This window comes from Chryseobacterium bernardetii, from assembly GCF_003815975.1.
Classification (GTDB): Bacteria; Bacteroidota; Bacteroidia; order Flavobacteriales; family Weeksellaceae; genus Chryseobacterium; species Chryseobacterium bernardetii.
In genome coordinates, this window is the sequence record NZ_CP033932.1 from 4718852 (window position 1) to 4737920 (window position 19069).

Annotated in this window: 13 protein-coding genes and 1 pseudogene; 2 read left to right on the top strand and 12 right to left on the bottom strand. The window is 35.1% G+C overall.

Features of this window, described 5'->3' with window-relative positions:
- Positions 1–103 precede the first annotated feature (103 nt).
- On the top strand, positions 104–265 hold the full coding sequence (locus tag EG339_RS24385) for a hypothetical protein (protein ID WP_164466473.1): 162 nt from the start codon (positions 104–106) through the stop codon (positions 263–265).
- A 411-nt stretch (positions 266–676) separates the two neighbouring features.
- On the opposite strand, the gene EG339_RS21500 is transcribed toward EG339_RS24385, so the two are convergent.
- From EG339_RS21500 to EG339_RS24820, 8 genes and pseudogenes are all read right to left on the bottom strand, one after another.
- Positions 677–1180, bottom strand: a complete 504-nt coding sequence (locus EG339_RS21500; RefSeq protein WP_123871986.1) for a hypothetical protein — start codon at positions 1178–1180, stop codon at positions 677–679.
- Positions 1181–1368: 188 nt separating this feature from the next.
- Positions 1369–1560: pseudogene (locus EG339_RS24815) on the bottom strand (RHS repeat-associated core domain-containing protein); the annotation flags it as partial.
- Positions 1561–2988: 1428 nt separating this feature from the next.
- Complete coding sequence (locus EG339_RS21510) at positions 2989–3852, bottom strand: tyrosine-type recombinase/integrase (protein WP_164466474.1); 864 nt, start codon at positions 3850–3852, stop codon at positions 2989–2991.
- On the bottom strand, positions 3824–4651 hold the full coding sequence (locus EG339_RS21515) for a tyrosine-type recombinase/integrase (protein ID WP_123871992.1): 828 nt from the start codon (positions 4649–4651) through the stop codon (positions 3824–3826). The genes EG339_RS21510 and EG339_RS21515 overlap by 29 nt, the downstream gene beginning before the upstream one ends.
- 149 nt (positions 4652–4800) lie before the next feature.
- On the bottom strand, positions 4801–5766 hold the full coding sequence (locus EG339_RS21520; protein WP_123871994.1) for a hypothetical protein: 966 nt from the start codon (positions 5764–5766) through the stop codon (positions 4801–4803).
- A 285-nt stretch (positions 5767–6051) separates the two neighbouring features.
- Positions 6052–6363, bottom strand: a complete 312-nt coding sequence (locus EG339_RS21525; protein ID WP_123871996.1) for a hypothetical protein — start codon at positions 6361–6363, stop codon at positions 6052–6054.
- A gap of 63 nt (positions 6364–6426) precedes the next feature.
- Positions 6427–7299 carry a CHC2 zinc finger domain-containing protein gene (locus tag EG339_RS21530; protein WP_123871998.1) on the bottom strand — a complete coding sequence of 291 codons (873 nt, stop codon included), beginning with the start codon at positions 7297–7299 and terminating at the stop codon, positions 6427–6429.
- Complete coding sequence (locus EG339_RS24820; protein WP_394343428.1) at positions 7296–7565, bottom strand: SymE family type I addiction module toxin; 270 nt, start codon at positions 7563–7565, stop codon at positions 7296–7298. The genes EG339_RS21530 and EG339_RS24820 overlap by 4 nt, the downstream gene beginning before the upstream one ends.
- A 132-nt stretch (positions 7566–7697) precedes the next feature.
- Here EG339_RS24820 and EG339_RS21540 point away from each other — a divergent pair, with 132 nt between their 5' ends.
- Positions 7698–8042, top strand: coding sequence for a helix-turn-helix domain-containing protein (locus EG339_RS21540; protein ID WP_123872002.1), 345 nt, complete (start codon positions 7698–7700; stop codon positions 8040–8042).
- A 446-nt stretch (positions 8043–8488) separates the two neighbouring features.
- Here EG339_RS21540 and EG339_RS21545 read toward each other — a convergent pair whose 3' ends face one another.
- From EG339_RS21545 to EG339_RS21560, 4 genes are all read right to left on the bottom strand, one after another.
- Positions 8489–12031 carry a DUF6443 domain-containing protein gene (locus tag EG339_RS21545; RefSeq protein WP_123872005.1) on the bottom strand — a complete coding sequence of 1181 codons (3543 nt, stop codon included), beginning with the start codon at positions 12029–12031 and terminating at the stop codon, positions 8489–8491.
- A 5-nt stretch (positions 12032–12036) separates the two neighbouring features.
- Positions 12037–15612, bottom strand: coding sequence for an RHS repeat domain-containing protein (locus EG339_RS21550; RefSeq protein WP_123872008.1), 3576 nt, complete (start codon positions 15610–15612; stop codon positions 12037–12039).
- Positions 15613–15616: 4 nt separating this feature from the next.
- On the bottom strand, positions 15617–17158 hold the full coding sequence (locus EG339_RS21555) for a T9SS type A sorting domain-containing protein (protein ID WP_123872010.1): 1542 nt from the start codon (positions 17156–17158) through the stop codon (positions 15617–15619).
- Between the two features lie 391 nt (positions 17159–17549).
- Positions 17550–19055 (bottom strand): amidohydrolase family protein, encoded by a 1506-nt coding sequence (locus EG339_RS21560; RefSeq protein ID WP_228459054.1) that lies wholly within the window; start codon positions 19053–19055, stop codon positions 17550–17552.
- Positions 19056–19069 lie beyond the last annotated feature (14 nt).

A 19069-nucleotide genomic window follows, 5' to 3' on the forward strand; every position in this document is an offset into this window, starting at 1 on the left:
AGTATTACCATACCTAAATGATCTTTATACTGGTAAATATAACGGTTTTCGGTAAAACTGTAAAAACCTTCTGAGGTATTTACAAAATCAAGCTTCAAGCACTATGAAATACAAAGAGACTGCCCTTTTGGACAGCCTCTCTTTGTTTATCTGCTACGAAGTTGTAAAATTCGTAGAGCAGGGGGAAGATAGATCAATGATTTTTAAAATGGTGTATAAAATGCTCACTACCAAAAAATTCAAAGATTTCTTTCAGAAAATGTAGCTGCTTTATAAACTAAAAGAGGCTGTCCAAAAAGTTGGGACAGCCTCATCTTATTTAGATTTTAAAATTATTTTTTTATTTCGTAAAACCTTACCTTTCTTCATAATCTTAAAGGAATTTATTCGTTCAGACATATATGTATTTGTTAAGCTTTCTAGAGCTGATTCTGTTTCACAATATAGTCTAATAGAATCAGCTTTTTTTATGTATGTCCACTTTCCCTTACATTTTGATAATAAACTTCCATTAAATCCAATCTTATACACAAATGTAGAATCAGATTTTAATTGAAGATTATATTCGGATGGTTCCTCTAAAGATGAATAATTTTCACTTAATATATATTTTTTTGTCTGTGCATGACAAGAAAATAATAGCATCATAGATAGTAATAACAGTATTTTAAACATTTTATTTTCCTTTAAATTTTACACCTTGAAAATCTCTCAATTTTATGCTTTGATCCAAATTCTTTAAAGCTTCTTTTGCTTGAGGGTATGCTAATCTTAATTGCCCTACAGTAGAATTAATTGTAACTCCAAATAAGCCTGATTTAGCTGTTCCCCCTACTCCATATACTTTATTACCATTTTGATCTGACAAAGTTGTAAGAAAATTATTATTGACTTTATTTACCGAAATTCCACCAAAAGATGAAGGGTCAAATGCAGCCTGTGCTCTATACGCCATAGCTTCATCATCTAAATCCTGTGCTAAAGAATTTCCACTTGCAACATCAAAAGCAATATCTCCTGTTTCAAACTGATAACCATGTGTCATTTCGTGAACGAAATTGGCATCATTCACATAACCTATCACAACAGCATCAGTATTTTTGTCATACGTAGTAACTCCGTCATTTCCTTCCATTTTATTAAGGCTATACATCTGGTCACTGGATTCTAATGTAGACATACTAGACAAGGATTGATTAACATTATTAAGCCTATCTAATTTATCACCCATCTTAGATGTCAAAGTTTTAGAATCCCATCCTTTATCTTTAGCTTTTTGATTTATTTTATCTACATCACTTTGTAATGCATCCCGTATTTTAGTAACAACCCTTTTAATCTATCCCATTCTTTTTGACTTGCGGGATCAATTTGCATTCCATCTGGATCAATAAAATAAATAGGATTATTTACAGCATAAGCATATGGAGTATGACGACGATACATTTCCGCCAACGGATCCACCACACCCCATCTTCCAATATCGGGCATATACATCCTCGCTCCATAATCATACATCCCTGTCTCCTACAACTCTTTCCCATTATACTTGTAGTTGTATATCTCCGCTCAACTTTTCAGGATTTACCTACTCAACCTTTTTTCGTGCGAGGCTTTACACTGTGATCGTCTACTCTTGCTCGCTTACGTAAATATAATTTTTCTTTTTCAATTGAAAAAAAATAATTAATGTCAAAAATAGTAGTGAAAGCTTAGCAGACAATGTTTTTATTTGCTGGAAGAATGACTAAAGCTGATATTTTATAAGCTTATAATAGTAATAAGCTACTAAAACAATATGTTAATACCAAAATAGTGTTATAGCGAGCCAATATATAAGTAACTCGAACAAAAATAGCTTTGTTTATTAGTAGATTTATTTTTTATTTGCTGTATTGAACAATTTTGACAGAGGATTTTTATTTTGATTTATAATAACTACGGTATTATTGCACAATGATTTTAGCAAACCTGTTATTTATAAATCTCAATATTATATTTGGGAAAAATTTATGTGTTACATTTTTTTTAAAACACTTCACTTTTTTACTAAATATTGTATAATATCAATATGGATAGCAATGTTCTTTTTTTAGCAATGCTTTTCCTGATCATTTTAGCAATGATAACTTTTGTTATTGTTTCGAAGAATGCAGGGAAGTAAAAAGTGACTGCGTGAACAATAGTAACGCAATCACTTCATTTTTAATTCAGTTTATAGTCCGCTCTGACCAGCGGACTATTTTATTTGGTATACAAATATATACTTTTTGTAATATATCTTGTGGTTCCGGTGGTATTGTTGTCGCTGTTGTTGTAGATGTGGACTTGTGGGTAAAATTGGTGCTGGATAAGCGTCGGCTTTATCCACAAATCCACATCCTTTAACATACCTCCATTTCAACGGCGATTCAGAGCGGGGCGCATTTTTCCTTATTTCGGGTGGCTGAAGCTTGGGCAAAAAGGTATTTTTTGGTGCTGGTTTTGGGATGGAAAGATTCGGGGCGTTGGAAGCGGAGTTGCTCTGCACGAAGCTAAGGAAAGCATTTTACATAATCTCAAATTATAGGTGCCGATGGATTTGCCAGGAACGGAGCTTGCGGAGTGGAAGGCAACGTTTAGGTGCTGCTGCACGTATAATTTTATTATGTAATTTGCTATGGCATTAAAGTTCAGGGAAGTTTAGGCAAGCGTTGGAGAAAAATGTCTTTTTCTGGTGGCGGGCGGGATATTTAATTCAAAATGCAAGACGTTGGATTTTATTTTTAATTTTATTATATTTGATGTATGGATTTTTGGGCAATCATTGGTATCATTTCTTCTGTTTTAGGGATTATTTCTTTTCTAAAAAATGATATCGTTTCCTTAATTTCCTCTTTAAAAAAAAACTATTCTTTGTTGTACTTTTACAACAGTACAGTTTTAAAAAAAATCTAATTTCAAAAATAAAATAGGGACAAAATGTTTTTTTGAACATTTTGAAGATTTTCACCTTATCGGATGGAACTGATTAATTGCATTTTGCAGTGCATCTACACCTGTTTCTTTATACTTTTCTGTGGTATCTGCATGTTTGTGTCCGGCAAAATATTGAACCTTTCTCAGGTTTTCGCCCTGGTCTAATTTCAACTTGATAACGCTCTGGCGGATGGTAATGGAAGTCAGTTTTTTGGTGAAGTTTTTCTTGTAAGTAGAGACTAAATAATTAATGTCATCTGAAGTAATTTTAGCCCCCAGTTTTCCTAATAAAAAGTAATTCTCTTTCTCAGTTCTGAAGGTGGTTAACATTTCTCTTTCCTCTTGTAAATACTGATAAAACAATAGGATCTGGTCAGCTTTTAAATCTAATATTCTTTCGTTGGTAATTCCTGTTTTATGGATGCTGATTCTGGCATTCTGTAAATCTAAATCTCCGATTCTCAATCGTTCAATATCACTGGTTAATAAGGCTTGGTTCACCAATAAACTCATGATGATCTGATTCCGTTTGGTGAGTATCGGATAACGTTCTTCTCTTGGTTCTAAAAGCTTCTGTAATTCTTGTTCTGTTAAGAGTTCCTGCAGCTGTACAGGATTTTCTTTTCCGTCCCGGATCTTAATATTTTGTGCAGGGTTCTGTTTTATTTTCTCTGTTTCTACTAAATAATCATAGTATTTCTTAATCGCATAAACGGTTCTTTTAATGCTTTGTGGATTGTAAGTTTTTCTTAATAATTCAACATAATCCATAATGTTCTGGTACTTCAGCTTTCCTGGATTCTTATAATGCTTCCTAAACTTTTCTATTTCATACAGGTAGTTTTTTACAGTAGCTTCTGATAACTCATTCTTCAGATAATTTTCCAGTTCCATAATTGATTCTTGTATAGATTTGAGTGGTTGATAAATATTCATGTCCTAAAAAATCACGTACTTTTTCAAGCTCCATTCCCTGTTCCAATAGCTGTGTTGCAATGGTATGACGTAAGCAATGAAGTACAAAACCTTTATTGGCTAGCTCTGTTTTCTTCAATAGATTTTTAAATTCTTTGTAGATTCTTACGGCTGTAATATTGAGTAATTTTCGGTTATCCTGCATCTTGTGTTTCACATCTATATAGCTCTTAAAATCTTGCTGAACCTGTTTTGTAAATGGGATGACTCTTCTTTTTTTACCTTTTCCTTTTCGTATGTATAATAAACAACTTACTAAATCTATATCCTTAATGCTAAGCTCTGCTGCTTCATTCCTGCGTAGGCCGCACGCATAACATAGATGTAGGATAATAGTCTGTAACGGATTGCTTTTACTGTATAGTTTTTGGATTTCTTCTTTTGTAAATACTTTCCTCTCTTCAGATTTTGGGGATTTTATCTTGACCTGGTAAGGGTTATCTTTTCGCTGTCCGGCTCGCTGTAGATACTCAAAGTAAAGTTTAATAGCCAGTAAAATAGAATGGATATAACTCTCACTTAACAGCTTCCCGGTTCTTGGGCTTTGAATGGTTTGCAGATAGGAATAATAGGTTGCAATGTCAGAAGGCTGGATTTCAAAATAGACTTTCCGGGTATGATTCAAAAACTTTGCAACCTGCTTTGGATAAGAGCTTACAACGGTTTTGCAATAGCCTAAATTCTGTAGTTCTTTTCTGAATAAATAAAGTTCTTCCATATTCTATGACTAAAAAGCTTTTGTAATATTTGGTGTTTTTCCGAACGCTACAGAGTTTTCCTTTATTGATTGGCTCATACTTATATTCTAGTGTTCGTTTAGCTTCCGTTTAGTGTTCGCCAGCGTTTAGTGTGTAGCTGCACGGGCGATTATTTTTTATGCCGCTTCAGTTCTTCCAACTGTTTGGTAAAAGCTTCTTTTAAATCTTTCCTAATCCGCTGTATATTATCATTGTAAGATATTTTATACTTAAAGCCTTTGTTGGCAAAACCTATCTGTTTTAAATATTCCAGTCTAACCAATTCATTCAGGTAGAACTGTAACTGTGTTTTTTTAAAACCTGTGATTTCCATAGCTTCAAATCTTGTAAAATGATTATCTGTAAAAGCCTTCTTCAGCTTCTCAAAAAACTGTCTCAGACTTCCGTCTAATTCATCAATCTTTAGGATAATACTTTCAAACAGGATTTCTACGGCGTTCTCAATATCCTCAATGGTTGTTAGCAATTGGTTGTCGGTTGTCAGTTCTCTTTGATATTGGTGCAGGATTGTGATTTGCTTAATGATGGATTGGAACATTTCGTTTAACCGCCTTTTATTCTTTACATTATTGGGAAGCTGTATCCGGGTGGCATAGGGATTAATCACCTCGTAATACTTTAGATTTCTTACAATATTCTGTAATTGGTTGACTGCTTTTTGTTCCTGGCTTTTATCAATCTCTCCGGCATTTTTACGGTTTTGATAATGGATGATTTTTTCTGTCTGTTCTTCACTTTCGTTGATCGCTACAATAAAGCTACGGTTCATATTGTCTTCATAGGTTTCTCCTTTGGTAGTGGCTGATAAACTGCTGAACTGGCCTTTTACGATTTTGTGGGATGATTTATTGTTCCCTTTTTTATCTTTGATAGTAACGGAACTTCTTAATACCTGGTTAGAGATAAATTCTCTTAGGGCATATAATGCATCTTCTTTTAATCCGTCCAGATCTTCAATGATAATGATCTTCTGGAACAGATCGAACTCACCCCAATTGTATAAACTGCTCTCTGTAATTCTTGTAAATCTCAGCACATCTTCCTGAGGCATTAAATCTGCAATTCTGCTTATCATGTGGGTTTTTCCACTTCCGGAGCTTCCCTGGACAATACCATGTAAAGGGCTTCTGTTTAAATAACTGATCGTGATTAAGAATAATAGCAGCCTGGACTGTTCTTCACCGATAATCCCGGATTTTTCTATCAGCTGATTAAGGTTCTGAAGTAAGTCTTTTTGTAGTAAAAAGTCTATGCTGTTTTTCGGGGGTATTTCTGGGGGTAAGTTGCCTTTTTCCTTTGTAAAATCAACACTTATGGTAGCCTTGCCAAGACTTGAACCTTTATTCTCATGGAACTGGTCTCAAACACCAGTTCCGCTTTTCGTGTCGCCAGTGGAATTCGAACCCTCGTCTGATATGGCAGAGAGGAAGGGACTTGAACCCCCGATAGACTGTAGAGGGCCTGCAACACCACTGCCGTTTTCAGTTAAAAAAATAAATTTTCGGTTTTCTAAAAGCTCTTTAAATATACTTTCATCATGCAGCTGTAATGTTTCTTTGACATCTTTACAAGGTAATTCTATAAAACTATAGACCACCTGACTCATAATCAGGTGCTCCTGGGATTCTTCCTTGGTAAGGAAGAGCTCATTAGCCATCTGCTTAGAAGGCACATAGTCTTTTAATAATTTCGCATACTTTTCTACGGCTGCTTTTCCGGCTTTGTCATTATCAAATCAAAAGATAATTTCTTCCAGTTGCTGAAGCTCTTTTATTGCGTTCAGTATCTCATCATTTAATCCATTCGTTCCAAAACAGCTTATCAGGCTGTAATTGTCCCGGATTTCTTTGATCTGGAGTAATGAAGCGGCATCGATAATGGCTTCTGTCAGAATAAGTTTTTTGGTTTCTTTATGGGGATAACCCGGATACAGGCCATGCCTGTTTTTTAAATAAAAGTGCTTCCCATTCTCTTTATCTAAAATACTCCTGAAGTATAAACTAACTATTTGATTCTTGCTATTTTTCAGAGGGAACGCAATGCATTTATTGGCAAAGATACTGTAGCCCTTTTCTTTGGTTCGGTTGTTAATGAGTCCTTTATCCTGTAACAGACCTGCTTCCAGTGTCTTTTTTATGAGTGCATCGTTTTTTCTTTCTCCATGGTGGAACTGCCCGGAGTTATAACCGATTTCTAGAAGACTATTATCTAAGTTCCTTTTTTCTATATAGCCTTTTGCAGGAATGCTGCAATACAATGCTTTTCTAAAGTAACTGAAGGTGTTTTCTAAAAAGTCCGTGTCTACTTGGATTTTATCTTTGGTAGTTTTAGGTTTTATCAATATGGATATTTCAGGATTAATCAATGATTCAGCTTTCTTTATCGCTTCGTGTTTGGTCAGCTTCTCATAGTCTTCTATAAACTGGATAACATCCCCTGTCTTCCCGCATGCATGGCATTTGTAAAAATCTTTTTCCAGGTTCACCTGTAAGCTGGCTCTTTTATCTTCATGCCAGGGACACAAAAGCATATTGTTTTTTGGGTGCAGGTTGTAATGCTGTAGAACTTCAGTAAGTCTTAACCGGGATTTGATCTGCTCAATAGTCATTGGGAGAGTTTTTTAAGGTGTTGTTTTACTTCCTGCAAGGCAGCTTTATAGTCATGAGCTGCAAGACTATCATCCCCCAAAGGTTCTATAATCAATAGTTTCTCACGCACGGTAAGGCGCAACATATCTCCCGCCTTAAAGCCCAGGCGTTCTAACCACATGCCACTGATGGTAAGCCAGGGAACGGTTTTCTCACCTCCCGCACAGGAACGGTAACGGCTCTGCAGCTTTACTTGTTTATGGGGTATATCTGATATAATGAAAATATTTTATTTTTTTTGATGTGTAACTTGTTCCACAAAACCATAAACTATTTCTCATTTAAGCAAGTAATCATTTACTTTTTTATGCAACAAAGTTCTCTTATATTTGTGTTTCCACTGTAATACAGGCTAGATATGGGTAATACATTAAACATCGGAAGTAAAATAAGCACGCTCAGAAAGCAGAAAAACTGGTCGCAAGGAGATCTTGCCCAGAAGATAGATGCTTCCCGGGAGATTATTGGAAAATATGAACGCAATGAAAACCTACCCTCTATTGAGATGGTAGCTAAAATGGCTAAAGCTTTTGAAGTAACTGTAGATTTTTTAATCGGGGAAGGGGAAAACGCTGCATTCGATAAAGAGATCGTAGAGCGTATTAATGATATTCAAAAAATGGATCCTGATACCAGAAGTATTCTCTTTAATGTTATTGATACTTATATCCAAAATTTTAAAACCAAACAGGCTTTTAGATAAACAACAAACCCGCTCATTGAGCGGGTTTGTTGTTTTATACTCTTGTAAATTTTAACCGTATAGATTTATAGAAAAATATCCCTAATAAAATTACGCTTATTATGATATTGTAGATTCCTAAAATTTTATTGGAAGAAGCATACAAATATGTATAAAAACAATATTCAGCTATAAAAAGTAATACTATAGAAAGTAAAAAAAATATTCCTTTTTTTATTTTCAATGTAAAGTATAGAGGAAAAATAAAAACTAATATTAATGGTATCATATATATCAACACATATAAAATATAATTTAACGTAAGTTTAAACATTTCGGTTGATGTTTCTGCATTATTTAATACAATATTCTTAAATCTATCTCCTATAAAGGCAAGCACAGAAAAGAAAATAATGTATTTTATTATTAGATACAAAAAACTATTGGTAAGGGTAATTTTAAACATATTAATTTCTTTTGTAAAATCTTGATGGGTAGTAAGAGTAATCATACACAGCCTGCTTTGTCGAAACGGTTCCTGAACCTACAAATGTAGATGAATATCCCTTTAGAGGAGCTGCGTGAGTTCCAGGAAAAGACGGTTGATTATATTGCATTAATTTAGAAGTATTGCCATTACCAGAAACTGTTAAACTAGCTGAAGGGAATATATTAGTGTATGCATCTACAGAAAGATTACCATTACTACTGTTATAATTGATATTTAGTTTTTGAGCAACATCTACTATTTTAAACCCAGCTGCATTTAAACCAACTTCTTCAATTCGAGATACACTTGCATGTTGTTCAAAATTTACATTAATTCCTGTTGAAGTAGTTTTCATATCGAATACATTATTACTTCCTCCCTCCCCAGGATAGTACATTCTTGGTTCACCTACTGGAGTTTCACCAGGTTCAGACTTAAAATTTCCGACCAAACTTGTTAATTCTCCAGCATCATTTTCTCTTCCGGTCAATGTTAATGTACTTGTTAATTTAACACCTGATGCGTCCACAATGCCATTTAAAGGTCCATCCCAACTTTTTCCATCAATGTAACTTGTAAAATTAAAGCTCAGTGTTTTTCCTAAATAAGTTTCTCCAGTTTTTGTCGTAGCCTGAGAGTTTGCGTTTTTATCCCAATAAATACTCCCATCTTCTCTTTTAACAAAATCATTTACTCCTCGTCCATCCGGATCTATAAAACGAATAGGATTATTTACTGCATAATTATAAGTAGAGTGTCTACGATACTGTTCCGCCAGCGGATCCACCACACCCCATCTTCCCAGATCAGGCATATAAAATCTTGCTCCATAATCATACATACCTGTCTCTTGAAGCTCCTTCCCATTGTACTTATAACTATAATACCCTCCAAAATTTGAACTTCCAAACATTCCTGAAATATGATTCAAACCAAAAGGATAATAGTTATTGGTATCTGTAACTTCTAGACCACCTGCACTGTCTTTTGCAAAACTCACCCTGGTATTTCCTAAATGATCTTTATACTGGTAAATATAACGGTTTTCGGTGAAACTGTAAAAACCTTCTGAGGTATTTACAAAATCAAGCTTCCAGGTTGGAGTTTCTCCCAGATCTGGAAAGGTTGTCCCAAGATTTCCATAAGCCTGCTGTTCAAAGGCAAATTCTGTACGGCAAAACGTACATATTCCACTATCCCAATATGAATACTGAAATCCATCCAGATAGTCCGTCATACTGGTACTCACTTTCCCTCGCGGAGGTGTCCCCAGGTAGGTTTTTCTGAGCTTGGTTCCATCTGCACGGTATAAATATTCCAAACTGGCGCTAAATGGCTGGCTTATGGTAGGATTAGCATGATAAATGGAAAAAACTTTAGGGAGATTGAGATAATTATAACTGATGCTTTGGATTCCTTTATCCTTCATGTTTATCATGTTCCCATTCAAATCATAATCAATCATATTATTTCCACCTTCATACCCTGTATCATTCATGGCTGATTCTATGACCTGGTTTAAACGGTTTCCTGTGTATTTGTACTCAAGATTATCTACCAAAGTAGAAGTTCCCCCTGATACAGGAACCGCTTTTCTCTTTAAGGTATTGATATTCCCATTCAGATCATAGGTTAAATATTCATCAAAATTACCATTAGAGGGATTAGTAGCATTAGGTTCTGAGTAAAAGCCGTTTTTTAAACGGTTCAGGACATCATACTCATAATTGTATCTTTTCAGAATGTCTTCAGATGAATTTTTCCAGTCGATCTCCGCAATATTTCCATTGAACTTTCCTGGTGAGACTGTACTGTATTGGGGGTTATTATACTTTATCTCATACCCGAACAGTTTTCCATTCAGATTGGAAGGATCATTGATCTTAGTCATCCAGCCTCTGATATTGTACCTGTAGTCTATACTCTGTAAAGGATTAGCGGTATCTGCCCCGCCTACTTTCTTCGTTTCCAGCTGGGAAAGTTCATTGTACTTATTCTGGGTAAGGATTTCTGTTGGATTACTGTCTACCTGATGCTTATGAGTAAGCAGCCTGTTCTGATGGTCATATTCAAAGTTTTCCGTAATGACTCTTTCTGTATCTGTTTCCAGCCTTTTATGCCTGGTGATAACGCTTTGAGCTACTCCCGCAAAATCCAGCCTGGATTCTGTTTTAGTGTATCCTCCTAAATGATTAATGGAATGGGTTCCTACTACTCTTCCTTTGGTATCATAATAGGTGTAATTCTTTGTCCAGTTATCATCTTCAATATTCTTTACCAGACTCATTACAGGAAGTCCTTTGGTGCTTCTGCCTTCGGAGGATACTGTTTCTTTTAACGTTTCGGATCCCTGAATAACGGCAGGAAATGGTGGGTTAAAGCTATATCCCGGATAGGTATCGTAATAGTTAACACTTAAAATGGTAGGTATTTCACCAACAAAAGCGCCATCGGTATAGTATACTGTGATTCCGTTTCGGGTAAATCCTGTGGTACTTCTATCTTCAGTAATCACCAGATCCTTAATCTGGTTTTGCCGGCCAGCCATGTCACCTCCTGTTAAAAAGCCTGTATAGGCAACTCTTCCCAGCTTATCATATTTAGTAATGAGCCATTTATTGGCAGCCCTCAGATTGGCATCCTGGGAGAGAATTAACCTGCCTGATTTGTCATACACCATATATTCCCAGCCTTTGCCAGGTACTTTCTTTTCTACCAATCGGTTTTTTCCGTCATATTTATACTGGTAACAAAGAGTATCTAATGTGGTTTGATCTATGGCTGGTAAAACAGAGGCTAATGGGGGAATGACATAAGCAAGCTGGTCATAATCGTTATAAGCATAGTAGGTATCAGCGTTTTCTGTTGCGCTTATTACTTTTCTCACTAATAAAACCTGGCCTCTGCCGTTTTTAAATTCAATGGTTTTATTGCCATCTTCATCGGTAACGGTATTTTTATACAGCTGGCCGCCTCCATAGGTTCCTGATAAAGTAATACCGGATTCAAAGGTGGAATAATTAAATGTTGCCACATATTTTTTTACGTCACCATCTGCATTGGCTTCATAATCAAATTTTACGGGTTTACTGCTCCAGTCATTACCTACCTGGATCTGCTGCTGGATCCTGTCTAAGGGAGAGTTTTCCAATATTTTTTCTGAATAGATCTTTTCAGAGCCATATACTGATGAGGCATTTCCAAGAGGGGAGTTATATATAGCCCCACTTTGGGTTCCGGATTGTGGAATGGGCAGATAATCTCTTACCTGTCTTCCAAACTGATCGTATTCAATAGGGGTGACCACATCTTTTCCTCCGGGAGAAGCTTTTACGTTCACTACCTGCTTTGGCCTTCCGAGTCCATCAAAATACTGAACAGTTTCTGAGATTTTTGTTGGAGTTGTTCCATTGTAATCCAGATAAGTCTTGGATTGAATATAGTTTTCTCCCGGAGTAGCCTGGGCATGGACGGAATGGCCCATCAGCAGCATACCTATGGGAATGAGTATTTTTTTCATCGGTTTTAGTTTTTGTAATGGTAGTTAAATTCTTTTAATAATTTTCCGGTGTTGTTTTGCTCTCTGATTTCTTTTAATCTGCCCGCATCATCATAAAGATAAACTTCCCTGATGCCGGATGGCGGGGTAATACTTCTCACTCCGATTAATGGATCATAGGTGTAGGTAGTGATCTGATAGTCGGATAAATTGTCTTTAAAAGTTTTAAATGCATTTAACAGCGTAGTTTCATCATTATTTCTTTCAGCGGCTGCATCCGTATTAGAGGCATTCACAATACTGTCTATGAATGACTGCCCAATGTTCTCCAGTTTTGCATTTTCAATCTTGGCAATAGGCTGGGTACCGTTATATCCCCAGATGATTACCGTTGAAACTCCATCTTTAGTGGTATACTGCTGAAGATTTCCTTTACTATCATATTTGTCGTAACTCAATTCAGTAGATACAACATTTTGTAAATCAGTGGATACAACAGAACTTGGGAATAAGTTCGATGGATTATCATATTTTGTTTCTGTTTTTGAAAGAGTTTTGCTGATAACTCCAATAGTTTTAGTTATTTCGGTTTCTAAGGGAATATCAATCATATTGGCTGTAATTAATTTTTGATTTCCTTTTTCAGAAGAATATTTATAGCTGGTATTAATGATAAAATGTTCTCCTGAAAAACTATCTTTTTTTGAGGTTAATTTTGTTGGATATAGTCCATCTTCATAAAAATATTCTGATGTTTTTGTTTTCTTACGACCGTCAGTGAAATAGTCGGTTGTTGTCTCTTTTTTCAATAAAAATGCATCGTTGTGTCTTACGAAAATTGGGAAAGGAGCAGGACTAGTATTTGAATTCATACCAATATATGAAGGATAAACACCATTAATATATAAATCAGTAGCGAATGATATTGGTGGTCCGTAATCTCTGAATGTAATTCCTCCTGGAACATAATCTATAGGTGAAATTAAATTATATAAAATCATCTTCACATTTCTATCCAGTAGATAATTTGCCATTGCAGCAGGAGCTCCTGAAATATAAAAATTTCTTTCAATTGTTCTAATTGTGTCACTTGCATTTTTAAAAGCTATATATTTTATCAGTTGTCCATTTCTCCAATCTCGACTTTCCATAAATTCATACTTTGCTGAAGTACTTTCATTGGTAGCCAGAAAATTATCTCCTGTCTGTAATGGTGTCTCTGTATAATATTGGAATATTTCTCTTCCTTTTGGATTATTATTAGCATCTGTTTTTACTACTTCAACATTTGTATAGCCAATTGTTTTGCCTTGTGTTCTCATACCAGTAATAACAGGATTTACAGAAAGTTCAATAGCATCTTCTACAGACTTTCCCACTCCAACATAACCACCTGCTGTTCCACTACAACTCCCAGAGGTAATTCGTCCTACTCTGTTATTTTTACTGTACATTGGAATATCAAACAATACTCCGCTTGAACGCTGAGGATTTCCATTCTTTGTATAGGAGTATCTTGTAGAATATTTGTATTGATCATTATCATATTGTTTGATTTCTTTGATGCGTATTCCTCCACCCAAAATGATGGGAGTGTCAATTGCATTGGGGTCAGGCTCCTCCCAGCTAAAACCTACCTGAGAATAAAAATATATATAATTGGATATATTACCAGTGGAATTTAATCCCCCCCAATATATATGTTTTATTTCCGCATACACCTTTTGGGTCGGAACATTTTGACTATTATATTCATGAAAATCCAATGTAACTTCACTATCTAGTGGAACATCTGATATCCAATATTTTTTAATTCCATTCTCAAAATAATAAATACTAAATAATGCATATAAATAGCTGCTATCTAGCGAATTTGAAAAAGTTGATGCTTTAAAGGTTGATGTTCTTGTGATTTTCAAATTGAGATGCTTATCGTAATTTGAAAGATCAATTTCTCTTACAAATGTTTTAGTATAATTGTTTTCAATTGTTGTTGGTGGTTGAGAATAGTTAATATTATCTCCTTCTACGCTACCACTTATTACAAATAATTCACCCTTGTTAAGTACTTTTTTTGTTTTTAAAAAATAATGTTCATCACTTGGTTGATATAATAATGAACTGGCTGTATTAGGTTCGTAAATATATTCATTCTTTCCTCCCTCGGGATAAGTAATTGATTTTAAAGAAAAAGTTTGAGTATATAAAGGATCAACATCCTTATTAGCTATCCTGATTAAATCAGATTGAAGATCTTTAGTAAATCCGTCAACAGTTACAACAGAATTACCCATAATTTTATAATATTTAATTGGCACGTTAGGATAACCATAATTATTTAATTTACCATTATAGTACCCCCAGTGGTCGGAAGAATAAGAATTCCTCTGTGTCATTTTGTTTTCTTCATAATATTCAAAAGAAGTTGTTATACACTTTCCATCCCTATCACACTCTTGATAGGAAAGTAATTTCAGTCTTTTCGTAACATCCTCGGTAGGATCTGAAACCCCAGAAGCTTCAGGAATAGTTTCAAAATATCCATAATTAAATCTTTTTTCTGAAATTATTTGATCTGATTTATTTTTAACAATAATTTTATCAAGTTTTTTTAAATCATTAAAATCTAACCTATTAGAATAAATAAAATTAATTGTAGCATCGGAAGTTTCTATTCTTTCTAAAAGCGATTCCATTGATGAAAACTGAGTGTCAGTTTCAACAGGATTAATTCCTGTATTGGAAGAAGGACTACACCCAAGTGCTGATACATGAAGTGTATATGGGAAAAGCCTTGTCTGTGGTGCAATAGCTCTTTTGATAATATTGTGAGACAAGTAAGAAAAATTAATAATACTATTATCAATTCCTTTTATTCTCTTTATCTTCCAAGCATTGGCTCCATAAAAATTACTAGACGGTGTAGCAGTATTATAAAAAGTCTCTGTTCCATCACCTCCAAATGTATATTTAATACCATTAGTTGCAGTAATGTTGATTGTATCAATTTTTTTTATTTGTGAACCGCTTTTATTATAATCAACCTTTAAATCTGATATTGGAAATGTGACTATTTTCTTATTCTTTGGATTATAAAAAAAACTTCCAGAAAAGCCATTTAAAGATAAATTAAATTGATCGGGCATAAGATCTGAAAGGGGTTGATTATTTTGTGGATACCTAATCAGATTTAATAAATTCTGTTGATAGTCTATATTATTATTTAAAAATCCTTCTATATTGTCTGAATTGTTTTCCATTACACCATTTTCATCAACTAATCCATTAATTTTCCGAGTGATTGGATCTACAGTACTTATAGACCAACCTAAACCTACAGTACTTGCCATTTCAGAAACTAGTATCCCCCCCGCATGATAAGATAGATTAATTGGTACCTCTATGCTTCCTGATTTTACGGTATAAATTGGTATTGAAATATTAGGAACACCTGTATAATTTGAAACAGGTGTTTCACGATATTTTAAAAGACTACTCGTTTCAGGAGTATATGGAAATATATTATTAGAATTTTTGAAAATCTGTGAAAATCCAATATTATACGAAAACAATAAAATTACTATTATAAAAATATTTTTCATAAGTTTACTTCTTAATTAATTTAGCATTCGCTGTTTTATTATTATCTGTTTTTATAGTCACTAAATACGCGCCCTGTATTAAAGCCTGGGTATTGATCTTGGTGACCCTGTTCTTTGTTTTAAAATTCTGAAGCTGTCTTCCGCTCATATCATACAGCATAATATCAGCTTCTTTGAAATCAAAACCGATTTCTACGTAAGCATAATCAGATACAGGGTTTGGATAGATCTTGATGTCATATTTTTCAATCAGGTCATTCACCTGTTTGTCACCAAGCTTTACGATCTTCCAGTTTTCTTTCCCCAGTTCCTTGGCACTGGTTCCTGCTAAAACAATAGAACCGTCCCTGTTTAATTTCAAGTCTGAAAGCCTTTCTTCTTTCTGCCTGGATTCTCCGGCCACATACTTTCTCCACTGTTCATTTCCGTTGCCATCAATGTACAGCATCCAGAAAGTCTCATCATCTTTTTCTATTCTGCCTTCTGCCTGGGTATAGCCGCCTAGTAAAATTCCTTTTGAAGATGTATCGTCCGAAGAATGAATCACGCTCATTCCCATCAGGATATCACGGTTTTTGAAATTGTAGGATTTCTGCCAATGTTCATCGCCTCTTTCGTTAAGGGCAATCAGCCAAAGGTCTGTTCCTTCCTGGATACCTACCGTTTTATTCCCTGATCTTTCAGACCTGGATTCGCCACCAATGATATAGCCGTTTGCTGTTAAAGCCAGTGTTCTTACATGGTCGTCTCCTTTACCGCCAAAGTTCTTTTCCCATTCTACCTTTCCGTTTTTATCCAGCTTAACGATCCAGTAATCACCTTCACCGAAGTTTTCAGTTTTCTTTGAACTACTTACAGAGCTTCTGGAATAGATACCTAATAAAGCTCCGCCATCACGGGTAGGAATCATTTTCTCTACTTCATCTAAGCCTTTTCCGCCTAAAGTCAGCTGGGATAATTCTTTTCCGTCCTTGTCAAGTCTTACAATCCAAACATCTTTAGAACCATAACCTTTAGAAGAGTTTTGTACGTTGCCAGCTACAAAAAAGCCTAAATCTGTACTTTGAATTACTGCTCTGGCTTCTTCATCCGAGGAGGTTCCCAACGTTTTCTGCCATAATTCATCCCCGAATTCATTGATTCTGATGAGCCAGATGTCTGAACCGCCTTTGGAATCCTCTTTTTTATCTAAACCTTTCCCTGAAAATGAGGTGCCGGAAATTAAAAATCCACCCTCCTGGGTGCTTACCGTAGAAGATAAATAATCGTGATTGTTCCCGGAGAAATATTTTTCCCAGACTTCTTCTCCCTGCTGGTTAAGCTTAACCAGATGGAAATCGTAACCGTTGTTCTGTTTGCTTCCCTGCTGAAGTTTATCGCTCTGTATGGAGCTTCCCGTAATAAGATACTGCTGATCGATGGTAGTGGTAACCTGGCTTAGAAAATCCTGGGTAGAGGATCTGATATCTTTCTGCCACAGAACTTCCTGGGCAGAGAGCCCAAGGATGGTGCATACAGTACATGCACTAAGATAAATCTTTTTCATTCCCGTGTTTTTTTGAGTGAGTAATTAGCTTTTAAAATTCTGCCCAAATTTAGCTTTTTTTTATTTATACAAGTCATATTAATGTGATTTAATATAAAATATTTTAAAACATCAGGAAATTTCATCGCGTTTAAGTGATTTCTTACTGATGATGTAAATCTACAGAAGCATTGCGACAGAACTTGGCGTGTTATTACTTAATCTTATTCCTAAGTAATATAATTACAAACCAATATAAAATGCTATGCTTCACAACTTTCTTAAAATAACTGAAATGCAAACAAAAGTGTATAAAGAATAAAAAACAAACAGCACCATCAAGAAATGGTGCTGTTTGTTATATTCCAGACTGATCATCAGATGATTAGATGATCAGCTATTTCATTAAGCCTTAATTCAACTGCTGATTAGCTATCTGCACAAAATCATTCCATTGAGTGTTCAGATATTCTACAGCCTGTTTTTTCTCATTCTTATTTAACGAAGAATAATTAATGGAATTGAAAACCAGCTTCTTTAAAGCTTTCACATCCAATTCCCAGTTGATATAGGCAACCCAAAAATCATAACTTAATCCTTCATAACCATATACAGCAGGATCATCACTATTAATGGAACATTGTACACCACTACTCAGCAAAACCCTTGCAGGATGATTCCTCAAATCACTCACATACCCTAAAATCTGGTTACTGATAGGGCTTACTTCTACTAATTTATTCTGTTGTTTTATCAGTTCCATAGATTTTGGAAAATAGACCAGATTAAGACCATGTCCAATTCTTTGGTTGTTCAGTAAAGTAATATCCAATACATTTTTATTGAAAACGGAATTACTTTCTCCTGCATGAAGGAACAATGGCATTTCTATTCCTGATTTCTTCGTTATTTCATTGATTTTCGTCCAGTTTTTCTGGAAAGAATTGATACTGTTTCCTGCAGCTTCATCGGCAACAAGATCAAAACCGGAAATCATATCCGGAAATTGCTTTTTCAGTTTAAAAGCAATATCAAGCTGTTTTTCAATACTTTCGGAATCCAGGAATTTAAAACTTGAATATATCAGCTTCAGGCTGAACTGAGGATTTGTCTGACGCATTTGCTTCACAATCTCCTGTAGATCTGTAATAGTCTTTTCTAATGGATATTTCCCATGTTCAAAATCGTAGAGTTCATCAAAAATATATCTGATCTCCACATGCTGCACATTATCTTTAGCCAGATCCTGAAAGCCTTTCAGGTAATATTCTTTAAAGAAAGGACGGTAAGGCAGAAGCAGGTTAATTCTTTGAAAACGTTTCTCAAACTCGATCCAATAATCTGTATAGGAACAAAGGTTATCTCGCTTTAAAAGGAGAAGTTCATGCAGTTGCTTTTCAAAACCGGCATCAGAATTCAGCTTCTGGTTTAAGTTGACAAAACCGTTTGGAACTTTGCCATTCTCAAAGAAGCCCAACTGTCCAAAAATAAATTGATCATTGTCTTTTTGGTCGTAGACATAACATTCTTTATATTTTCTAGCTGCAGCAATCAGCCATTCAGCATTGGCCAGGCCGCCGCTATGCGTATGCAGCAGTGCTCCTTTAGGCATTGTCTGGATGACTTTAAACAGCTTACTGGATTCTATCAGGGGTTTTATTTCATTGAAAGAACGGCTGTATAAGGGAATATGCTGTTTTTCTGTTTCGGTGAGGAACTGCTTCCTGATCTGGAATAGCTTTTTATCCAAAGCAATTTCAGCATCTGATAATTTTACATCTGCATCAAAGGCCATTGCTGTATTTTGTGTATCCAGCGATGTCCATTTTTCCTGATAAGCAGCTTTTTCAGCTACTTTAGTCTGGGCTCCCAACAGAGGAAATCCCAACATTAAAATATAGGTAAGGTATTTTCTCATAATAATAGTAACCT

Coding starts and splice junctions, on each gene's coding strand:
- EG339_RS24385 (WP_164466473.1), top strand. CDS start 104: ATGAAATACAAAGAGACTGCCCTTTTGGACAGCCTCTCTTTGTTTATC.
- EG339_RS21500 (WP_123871986.1), bottom strand. CDS start 1,180: ATGTCTACATTAGAATCCAGTGACCAGATGTATAGCCTTAATAAAATG.
- EG339_RS21510 (WP_164466474.1), bottom strand. CDS start 3,852: ATGGAACTGGAAAATTATCTGAAGAATGAGTTATCAGAAGCTACTGTA.
- EG339_RS21515 (WP_123871992.1), bottom strand. CDS start 4,651: ATGGAAGAACTTTATTTATTCAGAAAAGAACTACAGAATTTAGGCTAT.
- EG339_RS21520 (WP_123871994.1), bottom strand. CDS start 5,766: ATGATAAGCAGAATTGCAGATTTAATGCCTCAGGAAGATGTGCTGAGA.
- EG339_RS21530 (WP_123871998.1), bottom strand. CDS start 7,299: ATGACTATTGAGCAGATCAAATCCCGGTTAAGACTTACTGAAGTTCTA.
- EG339_RS21540 (WP_123872002.1), top strand. CDS start 7,698: ATGGGTAATACATTAAACATCGGAAGTAAAATAAGCACGCTCAGAAAG.
- EG339_RS21545 (WP_123872005.1), bottom strand. CDS start 12,031: ATGAAAAAAATACTCATTCCCATAGGTATGCTGCTGATGGGCCATTCC.
- EG339_RS21550 (WP_123872008.1), bottom strand. CDS start 15,612: ATGAAAAATATTTTTATAATAGTAATTTTATTGTTTTCGTATAATATT.
- EG339_RS21555 (WP_123872010.1), bottom strand. CDS start 17,158: ATGAAAAAGATTTATCTTAGTGCATGTACTGTATGCACCATCCTTGGG.
- EG339_RS21560 (WP_228459054.1), bottom strand. CDS start 19,055: ATGAGAAAATACCTTACCTATATTTTAATGTTGGGATTTCCTCTGTTG.